This window comes from Actinophytocola sp. KF-1, from assembly GCF_054661535.1.
Genome location: NZ_BAAFVK010000008.1, coordinates 381,920 through 400,407, shown reverse-complemented (window position 1 = coordinate 400,407; position 18,488 = coordinate 381,920). Strand labels below are relative to the sequence as shown.

At 75.7% G+C, this 18,488-nt stretch carries 17 protein-coding genes; 9 read left to right on the top strand and 8 right to left on the bottom strand.

Translation table 11 applies throughout. The features are described from left to right. Positions 1-370 precede the first annotated feature (370 nt). The 3 genes from ACYQ77_RS25805 to ACYQ77_RS25795 all read left to right on the top strand — a co-directional run bounded on the left by ACYQ77_RS25805 (position 371) and on the right by ACYQ77_RS25795 (position 2,347). Positions 371-1,507: a zinc-dependent alcohol dehydrogenase gene (locus tag ACYQ77_RS25805; RefSeq protein ID WP_459715813.1), complete on the top strand. Its 1,137-nt coding sequence runs from the start codon at positions 371-373 to the stop codon at positions 1,505-1,507. 14 nt (positions 1,508-1,521) lie between these two features. Next, complete coding sequence (locus ACYQ77_RS25800; protein WP_459715651.1) at positions 1,522-2,109, top strand: hypothetical protein; 588 nt, start codon at positions 1,522-1,524, stop codon at positions 2,107-2,109. An 85-nt stretch (positions 2,110-2,194) separates the two neighbouring features. Further along, a complete protein-coding gene (locus tag ACYQ77_RS25795) occupies positions 2,195-2,347 on the top strand; it encodes a hypothetical protein (RefSeq protein WP_459715649.1) in 153 nt (50 codons plus the stop codon). Between the two features lie 72 nt (positions 2,348-2,419). Here the strand turns inward: ACYQ77_RS25795 and ACYQ77_RS25790 are convergent, their stop codons facing one another. From ACYQ77_RS25790 to ACYQ77_RS25780, 3 genes are all read right to left on the bottom strand, one after another. Further along, positions 2,420-4,069 (bottom strand): AMP-binding protein, encoded by a 1,650-nt coding sequence (locus tag ACYQ77_RS25790; RefSeq protein WP_459715646.1) that lies wholly within the window; start codon positions 4,067-4,069, stop codon positions 2,420-2,422. 203 nt (positions 4,070-4,272) lie between these two features. Continuing rightward, entirely contained in the window at positions 4,273-5,151 is an 879-nt protein-coding gene (locus ACYQ77_RS25785; RefSeq protein WP_459715643.1) for a helix-turn-helix transcriptional regulator, read from the bottom strand. Positions 5,152-5,211: 60 nt separating this feature from the next. Then, positions 5,212-6,408 carry a lycopene cyclase family protein gene (locus ACYQ77_RS25780; RefSeq protein ID WP_459715641.1) on the bottom strand — a complete coding sequence of 399 codons (1,197 nt, stop codon included), beginning with the start codon at positions 6,406-6,408 and terminating at the stop codon, positions 5,212-5,214. A gap of 145 nt (positions 6,409-6,553) precedes the next feature. Here ACYQ77_RS25780 and ACYQ77_RS25775 point away from each other — a divergent pair, with 145 nt between their 5' ends. The 4 genes from ACYQ77_RS25775 to ACYQ77_RS25760 are packed head-to-tail and all read left to right on the top strand — an operon-like array spanning position 6,554 to position 10,825. Further along, positions 6,554-7,630 (top strand): polyprenyl synthetase family protein, encoded by a 1,077-nt coding sequence (locus ACYQ77_RS25775; protein ID WP_459715639.1) that lies wholly within the window; start codon positions 6,554-6,556, stop codon positions 7,628-7,630. A gap of 8 nt (positions 7,631-7,638) precedes the next feature. Then, positions 7,639-9,144 carry a phytoene desaturase family protein gene (gene crtI / locus ACYQ77_RS25770; protein WP_459715637.1) on the top strand — a complete coding sequence of 502 codons (1,506 nt, stop codon included), beginning with the start codon at positions 7,639-7,641 and terminating at the stop codon, positions 9,142-9,144. After that, entirely contained in the window at positions 9,141-10,103 is a 963-nt protein-coding gene (locus ACYQ77_RS25765; RefSeq protein WP_459715634.1) for a phytoene/squalene synthase family protein, read from the top strand. The genes crtI and ACYQ77_RS25765 overlap by 4 nt, the downstream gene beginning before the upstream one ends. After that, the gene (locus ACYQ77_RS25760; protein WP_459715631.1) at positions 10,100-10,825 is read left to right on the top strand and encodes a class I SAM-dependent methyltransferase; all 726 of its coding nucleotides are present in this window, start codon (positions 10,100-10,102) and stop codon (positions 10,823-10,825) included. Before ACYQ77_RS25765 ends, ACYQ77_RS25760 begins: the two co-directional genes overlap by 4 nt. Here the strand turns inward: ACYQ77_RS25760 and ACYQ77_RS25755 are convergent. Together ACYQ77_RS25755 and ACYQ77_RS25750 are read right to left on the bottom strand one after the other, a co-directional pair. Beyond that, entirely contained in the window at positions 10,801-11,817 is a 1,017-nt protein-coding gene (locus tag ACYQ77_RS25755; RefSeq protein ID WP_459715629.1) for a DUF5914 domain-containing protein, read from the bottom strand. The genes ACYQ77_RS25760 and ACYQ77_RS25755 overlap by 25 nt on opposite strands. Continuing rightward, positions 11,777-12,646 carry a YhjD/YihY/BrkB family envelope integrity protein gene (locus ACYQ77_RS25750; protein ID WP_459715626.1) on the bottom strand — a complete coding sequence of 290 codons (870 nt, stop codon included), beginning with the start codon at positions 12,644-12,646 and terminating at the stop codon, positions 11,777-11,779. The genes ACYQ77_RS25755 and ACYQ77_RS25750 overlap by 41 nt, the downstream gene beginning before the upstream one ends. Positions 12,647-12,741: 95 nt before the next feature. Here ACYQ77_RS25750 and ACYQ77_RS25745 point away from each other — a divergent pair, with 95 nt between their 5' ends. Further along, a complete protein-coding gene (locus tag ACYQ77_RS25745) occupies positions 12,742-13,473 on the top strand; it encodes a CDP-alcohol phosphatidyltransferase family protein (RefSeq protein WP_459715624.1) in 732 nt (243 codons plus the stop codon). Here ACYQ77_RS25745 and ACYQ77_RS25740 read toward each other — a convergent pair. From ACYQ77_RS25740 to ACYQ77_RS25730, 3 genes are read right to left on the bottom strand one after another with little or no spacing between them, the layout of a single operon-like run. Then, positions 13,435-14,907: a phytoene desaturase family protein gene (locus ACYQ77_RS25740; RefSeq protein ID WP_459715621.1), complete on the bottom strand. Its 1,473-nt coding sequence runs from the start codon at positions 14,905-14,907 to the stop codon at positions 13,435-13,437. The genes ACYQ77_RS25745 and ACYQ77_RS25740 overlap by 39 nt on opposite strands. Position 14,908: 1 nt before the next feature. After that, positions 14,909-16,018 (bottom strand): glycosyltransferase family 2 protein, encoded by a 1,110-nt coding sequence (locus ACYQ77_RS25735; protein ID WP_459715618.1) that lies wholly within the window; start codon positions 16,016-16,018, stop codon positions 14,909-14,911. Beyond that, positions 16,015-16,824, bottom strand: coding sequence for a carotenoid biosynthesis protein (locus tag ACYQ77_RS25730; protein WP_459715615.1), 810 nt, complete (start codon positions 16,822-16,824; stop codon positions 16,015-16,017). The genes ACYQ77_RS25735 and ACYQ77_RS25730 overlap by 4 nt, the downstream gene beginning before the upstream one ends. A 94-nt stretch (positions 16,825-16,918) precedes the next feature. Between ACYQ77_RS25730 and ACYQ77_RS25725 the strand changes: the two genes are divergently transcribed. Next, the gene (locus tag ACYQ77_RS25725; protein ID WP_459715613.1) at positions 16,919-18,475 is read left to right on the top strand and encodes an FAD-dependent oxidoreductase; all 1,557 of its coding nucleotides are present in this window, start codon (positions 16,919-16,921) and stop codon (positions 18,473-18,475) included. The last annotated feature ends 13 nt before the right edge of the window (positions 18,476-18,488 follow it).

Genomic DNA, 18,488 nt, shown 5'->3' with positions numbered 1-18,488 from the left:
GGACAGGCGAACGCCGACCCACAGGTGGCGGTCATCGACCCGACCACCACACCGATGCGGAACGATCCTGGTCGTCCGGGCGGTGCCGGTACACCACCACGGATCCGCGCAGCTGTCCTGGTCCACCGGTCGTCGTTGCTCGTTCGTCGAGCGCCCGAAGCGGTCCGGACGGACCAGATACCCCCGGGCACGTGCCGGAAACCCCGGACGGCCACCGCGCGGATCCCGCGCCCGCGGAGTGGAAGGTCCGCAGGTTACGCGGGGACGCGGCGGGTACCCCGCCCAACCGCGGGTGGCCCGCCGTCGCGACCGCAGGCTCGCCGATCCGAGCACCCGCCGACGACTGCCCGGAGGAGGCGCTGTGCGCGCGATGGTGTACCGCGGACCGTACAAGGTCCGGGTCGAGGAGAAGGACCGGCCGGCGCTCGAACACCCGGGCGACGCGATCGTCCGGGTCACGATGGCGGCCATCTGCGGGTCGGACCTGCACCTGTACCACGGGATGATGCCCGACACCCGGGTCGGCATGACGTTCGGGCACGAGTTCATCGGGGTGGTCGACGAGGTCGGTCCCGACGTGCGCGACCTGCGTCCCGGGGACCGCGTCATGGTGCCGTTCAACGTGTTCTGCGGGACGTGCTGGTTCTGCGCCCGGGGCCTGTACTCGAACTGCCACAACGTCAACCCGAACGCCACCGCCGTCGGCGGCATCTACGGGTACTCGCACACGTGCGGCGGGTACGACGGCGGCCAGGCCGAGTACGTGCGGGTGCCGTTCGCCGACGTTGGCCCGGCCGTGATCCCCGGGTGGATGGACGACGAGGACGCCCTGCTGCTCACCGACGCGCTCGCCACGGGCTACTTCGGCGCCCAGCTCGGGGACATCGTCGAGGGCGACGTGGTGGTCGTCTTCGGCGCCGGGCCGGTCGGGTTGTTCGCCGCGAAGTCGGCGTGGTTGATGGGGGCGGGCCGGGTCATCGTCGTCGACCACCTGGAGTACCGGCTGGCGAAGGCACGATCCTTCGCCCACGCCGAGACCCTGAACTTCACCGAGTACGACGACATCGTCGTGCACATGAAGAGGATCACCGGCCACCTCGGCGCCGACGTCGCGATCGACGCGGTGGGCGCGGAGGCGGACGGCAACCTCCTGCAGCACGTGACCGCGGCCAAGCTGAAGCTGCAGGGCGGTTCACCGGTGGCGCTCAACTGGGCGATCGACTCGGTCCGCAAGGGCGGCACGGTCTCGGTGATGGGCGCGTACGGCCCGATGTTCAGCGCCGTCAAGTTCGGCGACGCGCTCAACAAGGGCCTCACGCTGCGGATGAACCAGTGCCCCGTCAAACGGCAGTGGCCGCGGCTGTTCGAGCACATCCGCAACGGCTACCTGAAGCCGAGCGACATCGTCACCCACCGCATCCCGCTCGAGCACATCGCGGAGGGGTACCACATCTTCTCCGCGAAGCTGGACGGCTGCATCAAGCCCGTCATCGTCCCGAACGGATGAGGGAAGGAACACCCATGGCCTACACCTCGGACCGCCCGCCGCTCACCGAGTCGAGCGACCAGCTCCGGGCCCGCATCCCGGGCTGGGGCGCGGACCTGGACCCGAACGACCGCCCGTCGGTGCCGAAGCTGCGGTGGCAGGCGGACCGCACCGGCGCGCACTGGGACTTCCCGGCACGCCAGCCCGAGAAGTGGCCGCGGGAGCGGTCGATCGAGCACGAGTTCCTGACCCCGGTCTTCGGCACCTCGTGCCCGCCGCGGGGCGTCTCCGGTGCGCTGCGCAGGCTCTCCTACCGCAGGTACAGCGAGGGGCGTGCCGCGCACTGGTTGCTGCTCCTGGCCGCCGACCGGGTCGACGCGTGGGAGAGCCACCTGCGCTCGTTCCTGACGGCACGCCCGGACAACCCGGTCACCGAGACCGGGGTGACGAGCGAGTTCTCCCGGCACGGCGTCGCGTCGCGGTACGGGAAGAACCGCGCCGACACCCGCCACCACCTGCTCGACCCGATCATCGTGGCGGGACCGTGGGTACTGGCGGGCGGCCTGGTCGTCGCCGTGGTGCGGCGCATCCGCGCCCTGACGGCGAAGGACGGTGCCCGGTGAGCACGGTGGACACCGACGACGTGCGGCGGCTGCTGGCGTCGGACGACGAGGACCCGGTGCTCGTGCTGCTGCGCGGCGGCCGCGGGTGATCGCGGCACGCGACCAGGACGCCGGGGAGTACCGGGGCGCGTTGTTCGTCGCGTCGCGGCGCAGCGTCCTGGCACAGGCCGGGGACCCGCCGGATCCGGAGCGGCTCGCGGCCATCCTCAGCGACATGGCGGACCGGCTGGGCGCGTGAGCCGCGCTCACACCGGGAGCCGCTCCTGGAGGCGGGCGGACCTGCCGGTCGCGGAGATCGCACTGACCGGGTTCACTCCCCCTGGTGCGACCGGTCGAACATCGCGCGTAGCTCGTACTTGCGGAGCTTGCCCATCGGGTCGCGGGGCAGTTCGTCGACCAGTTCCAGGCGGTCCGGGTAGTACGCCTCGGTCATGCCGCTGCCGCGCAGGTGGTCGCGCAGGTCGTCGATGGTCAGGGGCTCGCCGCCGGGGACCACGACCGCGCACACCTGGTCGTGCGTGCCGTCCGTGCAGCCGATGATCGCCACGTCCTTGACGCCCGGGTGCTGCTGCAGCTCCTCCTCCACGTCCCGGACGGGGATCATGACCTCGGCGTGCCGGTCGTAGACGCGGTCGGCGACGCGGCCCTCGATGCGGATGCCACCCCGGCCGTCCGGGCGGGCGATGTCGCCGGTGTCGAACCAGTCGCCGTGGCCGGTGCCGGTGGTCGTGACGGTCGCGATGCCGCCGGTGATCGTGCCGACGCACATCGACGCGCCGCGCACCTGCAGCGCCCCGGTGGTGCCCTCGCCGTCCGGGGTCACCACCCGCACCTCCAGGCCGGGCAGCGCGCTGCCGTCGCTGTGCGCCGACCAGTCGTGCGGGTCGTCGGCGCGCACCGCCGTGCCCACGACGTTCTCGGTCATGCCCCACACGGCGCGCAGCGGCACCCCGAACGTCTCCCGCACCAGCGGCACCATGCCGGGTGGCACGGTGGTGCCGCCTGCCATGACGGTGTGCAGCGACGTCAGGTCGCGGGGCCGCTCACGCTGCGCGGCGATCAGCGCGGCCAGGCTGGGCGCGGAGGTCAGCAGGCGGGTCGCCTCCGCCCGCGCCATCAGGTCGAGCATCACGCCGGGGTCGGCGCCGTCCTGGAACACGCCCGCGCCGCCGGTCAGCAGGACGCCGAACACCGCCCACAGCGGGCACGCGATGTGGCTCACCCGCATCGTGGTCGCCGCGCGGTCCGCGGCCGGCCCGCGCACCGCCTCGGCCATGAACCCGCTCGTGCCCGCGTAGATCGTGTTGCACGTGTGCAGCACGCCCTTGCGCTCACCGGTGCTGCCTGAGGTGAACAGCACCACCGACGGCCGGTCCGGGTCCACCGGCGGCAACGCGGACAGGTCCGGGTCCGGCCGGTCGACGAAGCACGCGTGGAAGTCCAGCGCGCCGGTCTCGCCCGCGTCGCCGTGCACGACCCGGTGCCGCAGCTCCGGCAACCGGGGCGCCATCTCGGCGATGGCGCGGGCGTGCCCGTACCCGGCCCAGCTGTCGACGGTGACGCACACCCGCGCGCCCGTCCTGGCCAGCACCCGCTCGATCTCCCGCGCCCGCAGCTGCGGCACGATCGGCTGCGCGACCGCGCCTGCCCGCATGCACGCCAGCAGCAACGCGGCCGTCTCCCACCAGTCGGGGAGCTGGAAGGCGACCACGTCGCCCGCGCGCACGCCGAGGTCGAGGAGACCACCCGTCATGCGCCGGACCGCCTGGTCGAACTCGCGGTAGGTCACCACGCGCACGGTGCCGTCGGTGGTCCGCCCGTTGACCATCACGGGCGCGGCGGGACGCAGTCGTGCCGACTCGGCCAGGTCGTCGAGGAAGGTCGTGTCCCGCCACCAGCCGTTGCTCCGGTAGCGGCGTGCCAGATCGGGGTCGGCCGTCAGTCCAACCAGGGACGTCACGCTGCGTCCTCCGCGGAGTTCGAGGTCCGGCGGGTCGAGGGCCCGCGATGCCGAGGACGCACAGTACCCGACCGGCTACCGCAGTCAATCGCTCTTGTCCGATCGGCGGGCTCGTGTGTCAATCGCCCGGACCGGGCTGCGCCATCCGGGGTCATCCCTTGGTACGTCGGCGGGCTCCTGGCCGGCGTCACGTCCGCGGGCGGTCAGGCGTGGTAGGGCACCTGGTCCGCGGCGAGCGCGGCGAGGAGCCGCAGTTTCTCCGCCGACGGCGAGCCGGGTGCCGCGGTGTAGAGCATGACGACGAGGCCGGGTTCGGCGGTGACGGCGAGCTCCTCGTAGGCGAGGACGAGCTCGCCGACGTCGGGGTGGTGGAACCGTTTCGTGCCGGTGCCGTGGGTGCGGACGTCGTGGGCGCCCCACAGCGTGCGGAACGTCGCGCTCTGGGTGGACAGCTCGCCGACGAGGTCCTGCAGGCCGCGGTCGTGCGGGTCGCGCCCGGCCTCGGCACGCATGATGCCGACGCACATGTGCGCGAACAGGTCCCAGTCGGGGTAGAAGTCGCGGGCGGCCGGGTCGAGGAACTGGAACCGGGCCAGGTTCGGGACGCGGCCGCCGTCGCCGATGAGCGGTGAGTAGAACACCCGGCCGAGCGCGTTGGTGGCCAGCATGTCCTGCCGGGCGTCGCGCACGAACGCGATGCCGTCGGTGAAGGCGTCCAGCGCCCACCGCAGGCTGGGCCGCGACGCGCTCTGTGCGGCCGCCCTGCGGCGCCTGCGCCCCGAGGCGGGGATGCCGTCGGCCGCGCGGGCCAGGTCGAACAGGTGCGCCCGCTCGGTGTCGTCGAGCCGCAGGGCCTGGGCGATCGCCTGGAGCACGGACGACGACGCGCCCGCGATGTCGCCGCGTTCGAGCTTGGCGTAGTACTCGATGCTGACCCCGGCGAGGACGGCCACCTCGCCGCGGCGCAGGCCGGGCACCCGCCGCCTCCCGGCCTCGGGCAGGCCGACGTCCGACGGCGTCAGCTTCGCCCGGCGTGAGACCAGGAACTCACGCACCTCCGCCCGGTTGGCCTTGCTGCTCATGACCTCGACGGTACTGCCGGACCGCGCCGCGAGGGATGCCCTGCCGGTACACCCCTGCGATCAGCGCGCACCCGCGACACGGCGCGGCAGCGCGCCCGCGCGCATGGCTGCGCGCAGGCGGGCGGGCGCGGCGCGGTGCACGGCCGCCATCGCGGCGATCGTGCCGGGGAGGTCGTCGCGGCGGCACAGGTACGCGTCCTGCAGGTGCCCGGGGATGGCGAAGAACGTGTCGAAGAACTCGGGCACCTGCGCAGGCGAGAGCGTCAGCAACGTCCGCTGTCCCCACATCCGCAGGCTGCGCACGACCCGCGCGCGGTAGGGCCACAGCTGCGCCCGCGCCGCCCGCCGCGCCTCCGCACGCCCGCGTGGCAGCGCGTCCGCGATCGCCCTGGCCAGGCCGGGCGCCGCGGTGAGCGCCTCGCCGACGCTGTAGCCGGTCGCGGGGTGCATCATGCCCGCGGCGACGCCGAAGGAGACGTCCGCGTCGTGCGTGGCGGGACGTGGTGCGTCCATCGCGAACCGCACGTGCTCGGTGCCCGTGGCCGCGTCGGCCGGGATGCCGGCGTGCGCGAGGCGGTGCAGGAGCCGCCGTTTCAGCTCGGTCAGCGCGAGCCCGGGTCTGCGGACGAGCGAGGTCTCCTCGATCAGCACCCGGTCACCCGGCAGCGGCACGGCGTAGAGGAACGTCGGGTCGTCGCGGCTGTCCCGGTCCCAGCGCATGAACACGGCCTCGCGCGCCCCCACCACCGGCTCGGCGACGGCCGAGGGGAAGACCATGCCGTACGCGGTCTGCTCGGGCCGGGTGCCGCGCCGCGGACCGCCGGAGAGCACCCGCTGCCGCCCCGACGCGTCGACGACCAGCCTGCACGGCAACCGCTCCCCCGCCGCCAGCTCGACGACGGCGCGGTCCGTCCCGTGCGTCACCCCGGTCACCGCGCCCGCCACGGTCCGCACCGGCTGGGCGACGTACGCGCCCTGCACGGCCTCGTTGTCGAGGATGGCGTACTCGCGGTCCAGCACCCGGTCGCCGGCCAGCACCCGCCGGGCCCGGACGACGGCCGAGCCGGGCGGCAGCGCACCGGTCTGGGTGGTCCACACGCCGTAGGTCGCCGGCCAGGGGGCGGTCGGCGCGGGCGCCACGAGCACGGTGTCCAGTGCGTTGCGGGCGCAGTGGTCCGCGATCGCCCAGCCCGCCGGCCCCGAGCCGACGACGACGACGTCGGCGACATCGCCGCGCGAGCTCGCTGGGACCACCACGGCCGTCAATCTACGGGTCCGCGACCGGCCGGGCGCGGCGAGGAGCGCGGTGGTTGAGGCGGTCCGGCGGGGGTACCCGACTACTGCGCAATCGACGCACAACCGACGCAGTCGTAGGGGAGCGCCCGTGACCATGGCCGTTCGAATGGCGAGCTCACCTGACAGCAGCAGGGAATGGCGGGCCGGCACACGCGCCGCGGTCGCCGAGGCGGTCAGCCGCTTCGTCGCCGACCGCTGCCGGGACCACCTCGGTCCGGCGCCGGAGACGCGGCTGCTCGCCGACGTCCTGGTGCGCTTCGTGGCGGGTGGGAAGTACGTGCGCTCGGCGTTCGCGCTCGCAGGCTGGTCGTGCGTGGCGGCGCCGACCCCCGCCGCGGTGCGCGCCGCGGGCAGCCTGGAACTGTTGCACTGCTTCGCGTTGCTGCAGGACGACGTGATGGACGAGTCCCCGCTGCGGCGCGGCGGGCCCGCCGCGCACGTGGTCTTCGCGGACTGGCACCGCGAGCAGGGCCTCACCGGTTCGCCGTCGCGGTTCGGCGAGTCGGCCGCGGTGCTCGCGGGCGACCTGTGCCTGGTGTGGGCGGAGCAGATGCTGCGCGAGAGCGGGGTCGGCGACGCGGCGCTGGCGCGGGCGCTCCCCCGCTACGACCGGATGCGCAGCGACCTCGCGGTCGGCCAGCTCCGCGACCTCGTGAACGACGCCCGCCGCAGGCCCGCCCTCGCCGACGTGCGGGCGGTGGCCAGGGCGAAGTCCGGGGACTACACCGTCCGCGGCCCGCTCGAACTGGGGGCGGAGCTCGCGGGCGCCACCCCGGCGCTGCTCGGCGCGCTCGGCCAGTACGGCGCCGCGGTCGGCGAGGCGTTCCAGCTGCGCGACGACCTGCTCGGCCTGTTCGGCACCCCCGACCGCACCGGCAAGCCGGTGGGCGAGGACCTGCTGGCGCGCAAGGCGACCACCGTGCTGGTCCTCGCGCGGGAGCGGGCCGACAGCGCGCAGCGGGGGGAACTCGCCCGTCTCGCCCGGCTGCCCGCGCTCGAGCAGTCCGATGTGGACAGCTACCTGGCGGTGATCGCGGCGACCGGGGCCGGGGAACAGGCCGAGCGGTTGATCGAACAGCGGCTGCGCGAGGGCATGAGCGCGCTCGCGAACGCGGTGCTGCCCGACGAATCCCGGCAGCGCCTCGCCCACCTCGCCGACCTGTGCGGCAACCGGAACTCCTAGGAGGCGTCGTGCGAACCGTACGAGGACGGACCGACCGCGTGGTCGTCGTCGGCGCCGGGCTGTCGGGGCTGGCGGCGGCCCTGCACCTGGCGGGCCAGGGGCGGGAGGTGGTGGTCGTGGAACGGGAGCCGGTGCCGGGCGGCCGGGCGGGCAGGCTCGACGTCGGCGGGTACCGGCTGGACACCGGGCCGACGGTGCTCACCATGCCGGACATCGTCGAGGAGACGCTCAACGCCGTCGGCGACTCGATCGGCGGCCGGATGGAGCTGTGCCGCCTCGCGCCCGTGTACGACGCGCGGTTCGCGGACGGCAGCAGGCTCGCCGTGCACAGCGACGTCGACGCGATGACCGACGCGGTCCGCGACTTCGCGGGCGCCGGCGAGGCGGTGCGGTACCTGCGCCTGCGGGAGTGGCTGACCCGGCTCTACCGCGCGGAGTACGACCGGTTCATCGCCGCGAACACCGACTCGCCCCTGTCGCTCCTGACGCCCCAGCTCGCGCGCCTGGTCGCCATGGGCGGCTTCGACAGCCTCGGCAGGCAGGTGGGGCGTTTCCTGCGCGACGAACGGCTGCGGCGCGTGTTCAGCTTCCAGTCGCTCTACGCGGGCGTCGCCCCGCAGCGCGCGCTCGCCGTGTACGGCGTCATCTCCTACATGGACACCGTCGCCGGGGTGTTCTTCCCGCGCGGCGGGGTGCGCGCCCTGCCGGACACGCTCACCGCGGCGGCACGCGACGCGGGCGTGCGGTTCGAGTTCGGCGCGGCCGTCACGGCGCTGGAGCGGCGGGGGCGGCGGGTGACCGCCGTGGTGACCGACCGCGGCGACCGGTTCCCCTGCGACGCGGTCGTGCTCACCACCGAGCCGCACGTCGCGTACCGGCTGCTCGGCCGCGCGCCGCTGCGACCGCTGCCGCTGCGCGCGGCGCCGTCGGCGTTCGTCGTGCACCTCGGCCTCCCCTCGGGCGCCGACACCGGGCACCACGTACTCAGCTTCGGCGCGGCGTGGCGCGAGACGTTCCGGGAGCTGATCGACCGCGGCCGCACCATGACCGACCCGTCGCTGCTGGTCACGCGCCCGACGGCGACCGACCCGGCGCTCGCGCCGGAGGGCCGCGACCTGCTGTCCGTGCTGGCCCCGGTGCCCAACCTGGCGCGTGGCCGGATCGACTGGGACACCGTCGGCCCCGCCTACGCCGAGCAGGTCCTCGCCGAGACCGAACGCAGGCTGCTGCCCGGGCTGACGTCCTCGGCCGAGGTGCTGCACACGACCACCCCCGCCGACTGGGCGCGGGCCGGGCTCGCCGCGGGCACCCCGTTCAGCTACGCGCACTCCCTCGCCCAGACCGGCCCGTTCCGGCCGGGCAACTTCCCCCGCTCGACCGGCAACGTGGTGCTCGCCGGGGCCGGCACGGTCCCCGGCGTCGGCGTGCCGACGGCCCTGATCTCCGGCCGGCTCGCCGCCGACCGGATCACCGGCGCGACCGCGCAGAAGAGGACACTGGTGGGTGCCCGATGAGCCACCGCGAACTCGACGCCGCCGGGATCACCGACCCGGCTCTGCGCACCGCCTACCTGCGCTGCCGCGTGCTCAACGCCGTGCACGGCCGCACGTACTTCCTCGCCACCCGGTTGCTCGCCCCGCACCAGCGGCCCGCCGTGCACGCCCTCTACGGGTTCGCGCGGTGGGTCGACGACCTGGTGGACGAGCCGGGGCCGGACGCGGCACCCGAGGTCGTGGCCGCGCACCTCGACCGCGCCGGGCAGCTGCTGTCCGCCGGGCTGGCAGGTGGGGACGGCGACCACGAGCCGGTGGTGCGCGCGCTCGTCCACACCGTCCGCCGCTACGACATCGACCCCGGGCTGTTCTCGGCGTTCCTCACGTCGATGCGGATGGACCTCGACGTCCGCGACTACGCGACCCGGGCGGACCTGGAGACCTACACCTACGGCTCCGCGCGGGTGATCGGGCTGCAGATGCTGCCCGTGCTGGGCACCGTGACCGACCGGGCGGCGGCCGAGCGGCCCGCGGCCCTGCTCGGCGAGGCGTTCCAGCTCACCAACTTCCTGCGGGACGTGGCGGAGGACCTCGACCGGGGCCGGGTGTACCTGCCCGCGGACGAGCTCGCGGCGGCCGGTGTGGACCGCGAGCGGCTGGTGTGGTGCCGGGCGCGGGGCGCGGCGGACGCCGTCGTGCGCGCGGCCGTGGCCGACCAGGTCGCGCGGACGTGGGCGGTCTACCGGGAGGCGGCGCGCGGGATCCCCATGCTGCGCCCGGAGTCCCGGCCGTGCGTCGCGACCGCGTTCGCGTTGTACTCGGGCATCCTGCGCCGCGTCGAGGCGATGGAGCACGACGTGTTCGCGGGGCGCGCGGCCGTCAGCACCGGCCGCAAGCTGCGGGTCGCCGCGCCGGCGTTCGCGCGGGCGTGGTGGTCGCGCCGGTGCGCCCGCGCCGTGCACGAAGGACAGGCGGCGTGAACCGGCTGCGGGACGCGGACCTCGCGTCCGCGTTCGACGCGGGCGCGCCCGCCTACGACCTGCTCGTCGACCGCAACCCCGGCTACCACGAGCACCTGCGGCTGTCCGCGGAGCGCGGTCTCACCGGCACCGAGCAGCGGGTCCTGGACGCCGGGTGCGGCACGGGCGCGTCGACCGCGGCGGTGCTGTCGGTGGCGCCGCACGCGGAGGTCGTCGGGGTCGACGCGGCGGGCGCGATGCTGGACCGGGCGCGGGCGAAGCGGTGGCCGCCCGGCGTGCGGTTCGTGCACAGCGGCGTCGAGGACCTGGCGGCCGCGGGGGTGACCGGGCCGTTCGACGCGGTCTTCGCCGCGTACCTGTTCCGCAACCTCACCGACCCGGACGGGCAGCTGCGCGCGCTGCTGGACCTGCTGCGGCCGGGCGGCACGCTGGTGGTGCACGACTACGTGGCCGGGGCGGACGGTGTCACGCGGGCGAAGTGGCACGCGGTGTGCTGGGGCATCGTGATCCCGCTCGCCGTGGTGCACCGCGGCGGCACCGGCCTCTACCGGCACCTGTGGCGCAGCGTCGCGGAGTTCGACGACGCGCAGGCGTTCGCGAACCGGGTCGCCGCCGCGGGTTTCGACCGGGTGCGGTTCGCGACGGTGCCCGGGTGGCAGCGCGGGATCGAGCACACGTTCCTCGCCACCCGGCCGGATCAGCGCGCGGAACGCAACGCGTAGCGGCGTTCCGCGTAGGCGAGGTCGTCGCGCCACAGGCGGGCGGCGGCCCGGCGCATCAACGGGCGCAGCAGCGGCGCGACCCGCTGCGCGTGCGCGAACCCGGGGCGCCGCGACGTGGCGATGGTCGCCTCGACCACCGCGGTCCTCGGCCACCCGTCGGGCCCGGGTCCGCGCGGGGTCGCGTGCGTCTCGACGACGCTGTCCCGGCCCTCACCGTCGGTGATGCGCATGACCACCGTCCTGGGCTCCGGGCACGTGAACTCCGCGCGCACCGGGACGCCGAGGCGGGGCGCGACGCGGAACGTCACGTCGACGACGAACCGGTCGTCGCCGTCGGCCACGCCGGTGTCCGCGGCGGGCGCGGACACCACGGTGAGCCGGGTGAACGAGTACGGGTGGAACCACGCGCCGTGCCACGGGTCGAGGCGGTTGGCGACCACGTCGTCCGGTTCGCACACGCCGGTGAGGGTGGCGACGGCGGCGACGCTCTGCTCGGGGTCCGGCCGGGCCCCGAGCACGGGAGTGGGCAGCGGTGGTTCCCCGCCGAGGGCGTCGAGCCGCACCCACGCGAGCACCCCGTCGTCGTGGGCGGGCAGCGGGCGCCAGCCGGGACCGCCCGTCGCGTCGAGCGGCAGTCCGTGCCACCGGCAGCGCAGCGTGCCGCAGTCGACGCGGCCGAGCGCGAGCGGCGCGCCGAGGTGCGGGCAGACGCCGGACCCCACCACGAGGCCGCCGTCGGCGCTCCGCCACGCGACGAGCTCCTGGCCTCCGACCGCGGTGCCGAAGGGACGGTCGCCGCGGATGTCGGTGCTCGCCGCGAGGACGAACCAGTTGCCGGACGGGCGGGCCGCCGCGCGTTTGGCGGCGGCCTCGATCACCGCGGGCTTCGCGGCGGCGAAGGCAGGCTCCTGCGCCGGCCAGTCCTGCTGGTCGAGCGGGCGCACGGGCACGTCATCCGGCCACCGCGCGATCAGCCGGTCGAACAGGGCCATGGGGAGTTCCTCTCCGCGAGTGGACGGTGTGGGCGCTGACGGCGACGCGGTACCCGGCGAGCAGCACGACGTGCAGCCCGAACAGCCACAGGCCGAGCGCGACGACGTCGCCGACGAACGGCAGCCCGCCGAACGGGATGCTCCAGTCGACCGGGATCGCCAGGAACAGCACGAAGCCGTGCAGGAAGCCGGTGAGCACCGCGCCGAGGGCGAACCCGGCGGCCACGGCGGCGCGGGCCGGGAGGACCGCGGGCCCGGTCGCCGCGAGCACGAAGCCGACCACCAGCCACATCGGCAGCAGGTCCAGGTGGAACGACAGCACCACCCCGAGCACGGTGGCCCACCCGCCCGCCGCGTACAGGGGCGCGACGACCGGTGCGAACGCGAGCGGGAACGCCACGAGCAGCGGCGCCGCGACGAGCACGGGCACGAACCGCAGGCGCCCTGCCCAGCCGTCGGGCCCGCGGACCGGCCTGCCCGTGACCGCGATGAGGCCGCGCCGCAGCCCCTCGCCGTACAGGCTCGCGGGCAGGAGCATGGCGACCAGCAGCGGCCAGCCCGCGGTGACGGCCTTGCCGGCGAGTGCCGTCAGCGCCGGGGTGGCGTCGTGCGCGCCGGGCAGCGACCGGCCGAGCAGCCGGGCCCCGTCGAGGACGAGCCCGTCGCCGAACAGGGCCGCCGCGCCCCGCAGTGCCAGCAGCAACACGGGGACCACGGCGACCATCCCGTAGAAGGTCAGTCCCGCCGCCCACAGCGCGAGGTCACGGCCCCGCAGGGCGTCGCGGACGTGCCTGGCCACAGCACGGGTCGTCGCACCGGGGCTGGGCATGCCGCCGGGATACCCCGCACGGCCGGTCTCACCCGGCCCCGACGTGTGACGCCGTCCGGAGGGCGGAGCGCGACCCGGCCGCATAGCGTTGGCACGTGACCGACGACGAGCGGCAGGCGCACGACCCGGTGGCGGGCTGGTCGCGGCTGCACGGCGAGGACGTCTCCGGCAGCCGCGTCGTCGTCGGGTGGCTCCGGTTCGTGCACCGGCTCGCCCGCCGGGTCGAGCGCGTGCCGCCGGACGTGCTGTCGGCGGCGGGGGTCGTGGTCGCGGCCGGCGCGGCCGGGCTCGCCGCGCTCGGCGGGCGGTGGCCGCTGGCGGCGCTGGTGGCGGTGGTCGCGACCGGGGTGCTGGACGGGCTCGACGGCGCGGTGGCGCTGCGCACGGGACGAGCCCGGCCGCTCGGCGCGGTCGTCGACGCGGTGGCCGACCGGGTCGCTGACCTGTGCCTCGCGGCGGTGCTCCTGGTGCTCGGCGCGCCCGGCTGGGCGGCCGCGGCGCTGGGTGCCGCGGTGCTGCTGCACGAGTACGCGCGGGCCAGGGCCCAGGGCGCGGGCATGGGGTCGGCCGGTTCGGTGACCGTGGCCGAGCGGCCCACGCGGATCATCGTCGTGGCGGTCGCGTGCGCGGGGGCGGGGACGTTCCCGTCGGGCACGCCGGGACCGGGCTGGTCGTGGGGCGCGGTCTCGGCGGCGGTCTGGGGTGTGGTCGCCGCGGTGGGGTTCGTCCAGCTGACGGCGGGGATCCGCGCGGAGCTGGCCGGGCGACCGTGGGTGGACCCCGCGGGGTCAGGCCGGGCCCACCAGCCCGGCGACGATGGCGGCTGACATCGCCACGAGCGGCAGCCCGCCGCCGGGGTGCGCGGAGCCGCCCACCAGGTACAGGCCGGGCACCGGTCCCTGGTTGCCGGGCCGCAGCAGCGCGGCGCGCGGTCCGTTGGAGGACGAGCCGTAGATCGAGCCGCCGACCGACCCGGTGTCGCGCGCCCAGTCGGCCGGGGTGCGGACCTCGCGCCACCGGACCCGGTCCCGCACGTCCAGCCCGCGGTCGGCCATGACCGCCAGCACGCGGTCCGCGTAGTCCTCGGCGAGCCCCGGCGCGGTCCAGTCGACCGGGCCGTGGCGGGGCGCGTTCACGAGCACGAACCACGCCTCGTCGCCGTCGGGCGCCACCGCGGGGTCGGCCGGGGAGCAGACGTACACCGCCGGGTCCGGCACGGGCCGCGGCGCGGCGCCGAAGATGGCGTCGAACTCGGCGTCGTAGTCGGCGGGGAACAGCACCCGGTGGTGGCGCGGCTCCGGAGTCCGCCCGCGCAGGGCGAGCAGCAGCACGAACCCCGACAGCGACGGCTGCACCCGGCGCAGCGCCCGCAGCGGACGCCGGGCCGCAGGTCCGGTCAGCAGGTCGCGGTACAGGTGTTCGGCGTCCACGTCGGACACCACGAGGCCCGCCGCGAGCCGCGTCCCGTCCGCGAGGCGCACGCCGGTCACCCCGGCCGCGCCGCGGTCGATCCCCGCCACGGCGGTGCCGAAGCGGAACCGGACGCCGAGCGCGCGGCACCGGCCTGCGAGCGCGTCGGCGAGCACCCGGAGCCCGCCGCGCACGTACCAGCCGCCGAACCGCTGCTCGACGAACGGGACCACGCTCATCAACGCGGGCAGCCTGCGCGGGTCCGACCCGCTGTAGGTGGCGTAGCGGTCGAGCAGCACACGCAGCCGCGGGTCGGTCAGCCTGCGCCGCCCCAGCGACCGCAGCGTGCGCCACGGCGCGATCGCCAGCAGGTCCCGCACGCTCGCCGACCGCCGCACCAGGTCGCGGACGCCGCCGAGCGGGCGCTGCAGCACCGGCTCCCCCACCAGGTCCCACAGGCGGGCCGCGTCGGCCATGAGCGCCTGCCACTCCCGCGCGGCCCGGTCCCCGAACGCCGCGGCGAGCGCGGCGGGCACCCGGTCCTCCGCGTGGGGCAGGTCGACCTCGGTGCCGTCCGCGAACCGGTAGTGGCACACCGGGTCCACGGGCACGATCTCGACCACGTCGTCGAGCGGGGCGCCGGTCGCCGCGAACAGGTCGCGGAACACGCCGGGCAGGGTGAGCAGCGACGGCCCGGTGTCGAAGGTGTAGCCGTCGCGGCGCAGGGCGCCGAGCTTCCCGCCGTGCGTCCCGGCCTGCTCGACGACGGTCACGCCATGCCCGAGCGCGGCGAGCCGGGCGGCCGCGGCGAGCCCGCCGACACCCGCGCCGATGACGACGACGTCGGCCACGTCAGGCGCTCCCCCGCAGCGACCGGCCCTTCCACGTCAGCCGTCCGGTCCTGCGTGCGCGCCACGACCGCCGCAGCAGCGCCAGCAGGACGCCGACCGAGACCGGGTGGGCCAGCGCGTCCGGCCAGGCACGCCCGCCGGTGTGCCGGGCCGCCACGACCCGCCCGGCGACCCCGGCGGCGTAGCCGACGAGGCCCGCGCGCGACCCGGCCAGCGCGGCGGCGGGCGGCAGCACGTAGAGCCACACCAGGCCGAGCGCGAGTGCCGCCGCCGCGACCGGGCTGCCCGCGACCGACCACAGCGACTTGGTGTAGCCGTCCCGGACCTCCGGCCACCCCGCGTACATCCGGCAGGTGGCGACGGTGCTGCCGTCCACGACGACCCCGCGCCCGCCCGCGCGTTTGACCGCCCGCATGAGCGCGATGTCGTCGAGCACGGCGGTGGCCACGGCCGCGAAACCACCCGCGCGGTCGAGCGCGGCGCGGTCGAGCACGAGGAACTGCCCGTTGGCCGCCGACAGCGACGGGCGCGGTGACCGCTCGGCGAGCCGCAGCGGCAGGAACACCAGCCAGGACCACTGCAGCAGCGGCTGCACCAGCCGCGTGGGCAGGTCGTCGGCGAGCTGCCGCGGGAACGGCGACACGGCGTCGAGGCCGAGGCCGCGGAGCAGGGCGACGGCGGCGGCGACCGCGTGCGGCGCCAGCACGACGTCGGCGTCCACGAACACCAGCACGCTGCCGCGCGCCTCCTCGGCGAGCCGGGCGCAGGCGTGCGGTTTGCCGGGCAGTCCCGGCGGTGGCGGGTCACCGTCGACCACGCGCAGGCGCCGGTCGCCGCCCGCCGCGTCGCGCACGACGTCGGCGGTGCCGTCGGTGGAGCCGTCGTCGAGCACCACGACCTCCATGTCCGGGACCCCGCGCTGGGCGAGCAGCGAGCGGATCGCGGGTGTGACCCGGTGGGCCTCGTCGCGGACGGGCAGGCACACCGAGACCGGTTCGGCGACCTCGGGCGGGTCGGCGGGTGGCACGCGCATGAGGCGCGCGTTGACGACCGCGTGGCAGGCGGACAGGACGGCGGCGGCGGCCGCGGCCCGCACGACCGGACCGCTCACCGGTAGGTCCGCCACAGCACCACCGCGAACGGCACCGCGACCAGCCCCATGAGGATCCCGGCGACGAGGGACACCCACGGCCGGTCGAAGAACGCCGCGTGCGCCCACACCGACGACCCGTAGGTCCACAGGTACAGCAGCGGCGCGGGCCCCCGGCGCGGGTCGAGTTCGGCGCGGCGCGGCGCGGCGGGCGTGCCGCGGTGCAGGAACAGCACCATCAGCACCGCGACGAGCAGCCACCCGGCGAAGTTGGTGAGCGGCACGTCGGCCACCCCGGGCAACCCCGGCGACGGGTGCGCCCAGACCCAGTGCCCGGCGTCGACCATCTGCGGGTCGAGGAACACGTCCCACGACGCGAGCGCCCACGCGCCGACCGCGACGACGGCCCACGGCGAGGCCGGTCCGGCGAGCGCACGCCCGGCCAGGAGGGCGGGCCACGCCATCATGATCCACGCGAGCGGGACCAGCGCGGGCACGCCGAGCACCTCGACGCCGAGCGTGCCGGTGTAGCGGTACTCGCCGAACGGGAATCCCGTGTGCACGCCGACGGTCTCGGCGAGCAACCCGCCACCGCCCGCGACGAGCACGAGCCGGGCCGCGGTCCCCGGCCCGGACCTGGCGGTCGCGTCGCACACCGACGCGACCGCGAACGCCACCACCGCGATCACCGTCGTCGGCAGCCGCTGCCCCGGCTCGGTCATCGAGTAGACGATCTGCGCGAGCACGACGAGCAGTCCGGCCGCCCAGGCCACCAGCGCCGCGGCACGTATGCCCGCGACGCGCCGGGTCGGTGCTGTCGGGGGCATGGGCGAACACTAACCGCGCGGCACCGGTCCGGCATGACGGCGCGACCGCGGCCTTCGCCCAGCGCACGGCGGCACGCCCTGCGAGCATCAGTGGATGCTGCCGATGCGTGGAGAGCCGTCCGGACCGCCGCCGCGTCCGGGCCGGGACCGCTACGCCGAGGTGCTCCCGGCACCACCCGGCCGCCCGTCGGCCGGCCACCTCGGGCGCCCGCCCCGCGTGGTCGTCGTCGGCGGCGGCATCGCGGGTGTGACCGCGGCGGTCGCCCTCGCGGAACGCGGGGTCGCGGTGCGGCTGCTCGAGCGGGAGCCAGACCTCGGCGGCAGGCTGCGCGGCTGGTCATCGGGACCGGGACGCACGATGACGCGCGGCTTCCACGCGTTCTTCCGGCAGTACTACAACCTGCGCGCGCTGCTGCGGCGTGTCTCCCCGGACCTGGACGTGCTGCGCCCGGTGCCGGACTACCCGCTGCTGCACGTCGACGGCACGGCCGAGAGCTTCGCGCGCATCCCCCGCACCCCGCCGTGGAACGTGGCGGGATTCGTGTTGCGCAGCAAGACGTTCACGCTCCCGGACCTGCGCAGGATGAACCCCGTCGCCGCGGCCCGGCTGTTCGACGTGTCCGTCCCCCGCACGTACGCGGAGCTCGACGCCGTCGACGCCACGACCTTCCTGCGCGACGTCGGATTCCCCGCCGCGGCCCGCCACCTGGCGTTCGAGGTGTTCTCCCGCAGCTTCTTCGCCGACCCCGCGAACCTGTCGGCGGCCGAGCTCGCCACGATGTTCCACATCTACTTCCTCGGGTCCAGTGAGGGCCTGATCTTCGACGTCCCCCGGGACGGCTACCCGACGACGCTGTGGCACCCGCTGCGCCGCCTCCTCACCCGCCTCGGCGTGGAGGTCCGGACGGGCACCGCCGTGTCCGCCGTCGAGCGCGACGCGTCCGGGTTCACGGTCGGCACCGGGGGCGAGCGGCTCCACGCGGACGCGGTGGTGCTCGCCACGGACGTCCGCGGACTGCGGCGGCTGGTCGCGGCCTCCCCCACGCTCGGCGACCCCGGCTGGCGGGCCCGCGTCGGCGAGCTGGACACGACACCGCCGTTCCTGGTCAGCAGGCTGTGGCTGGACCGGCCGGCACGGCCGGAGCGCCCGCCGTTCCTCGGCACGAGCGGGTTCCGGCTGCTCGACAACGTCAGCGTGCTGGAGCTGTTCGAGGACGAGGCCCGCGCGTGGCGGGAGGAGACCGGCGGGTCGGTGGTCGAACTGCACGCCTACGCCCTGCCCGACGACGCCGACGAGGACCGGGTGCTGCACGACCTGACCGCGCAGATGCGCACGGTCTACCCGGAGCTGGCGGACGCGCGCGTCCGCCACGCCGAGCAGGTCCTCGCCGCCGACTGCCCGCTGTTCGCGCCGGGCAGCTTCGCCCGCCGTCCCGCGGTCACCACACCGGACCCGGCACTGGTCCTGGCGGGTGACCTCGTGCGGGTCGACCTGCCCGTCGCGCTGATGGAACGCGCCGCGACGACGGGCTTCGCCGCCGCCAACGCGCTGCTCGCCGGGTGGCGGGTGCGCGGCCACGAGATCTGGTCGGTCATGAACGGCGGCCGGTCGCCGTTGCTCCGCAGGGCAGCCCGCCGCTCCGCGTCCTGACCGGGTTCAGCGG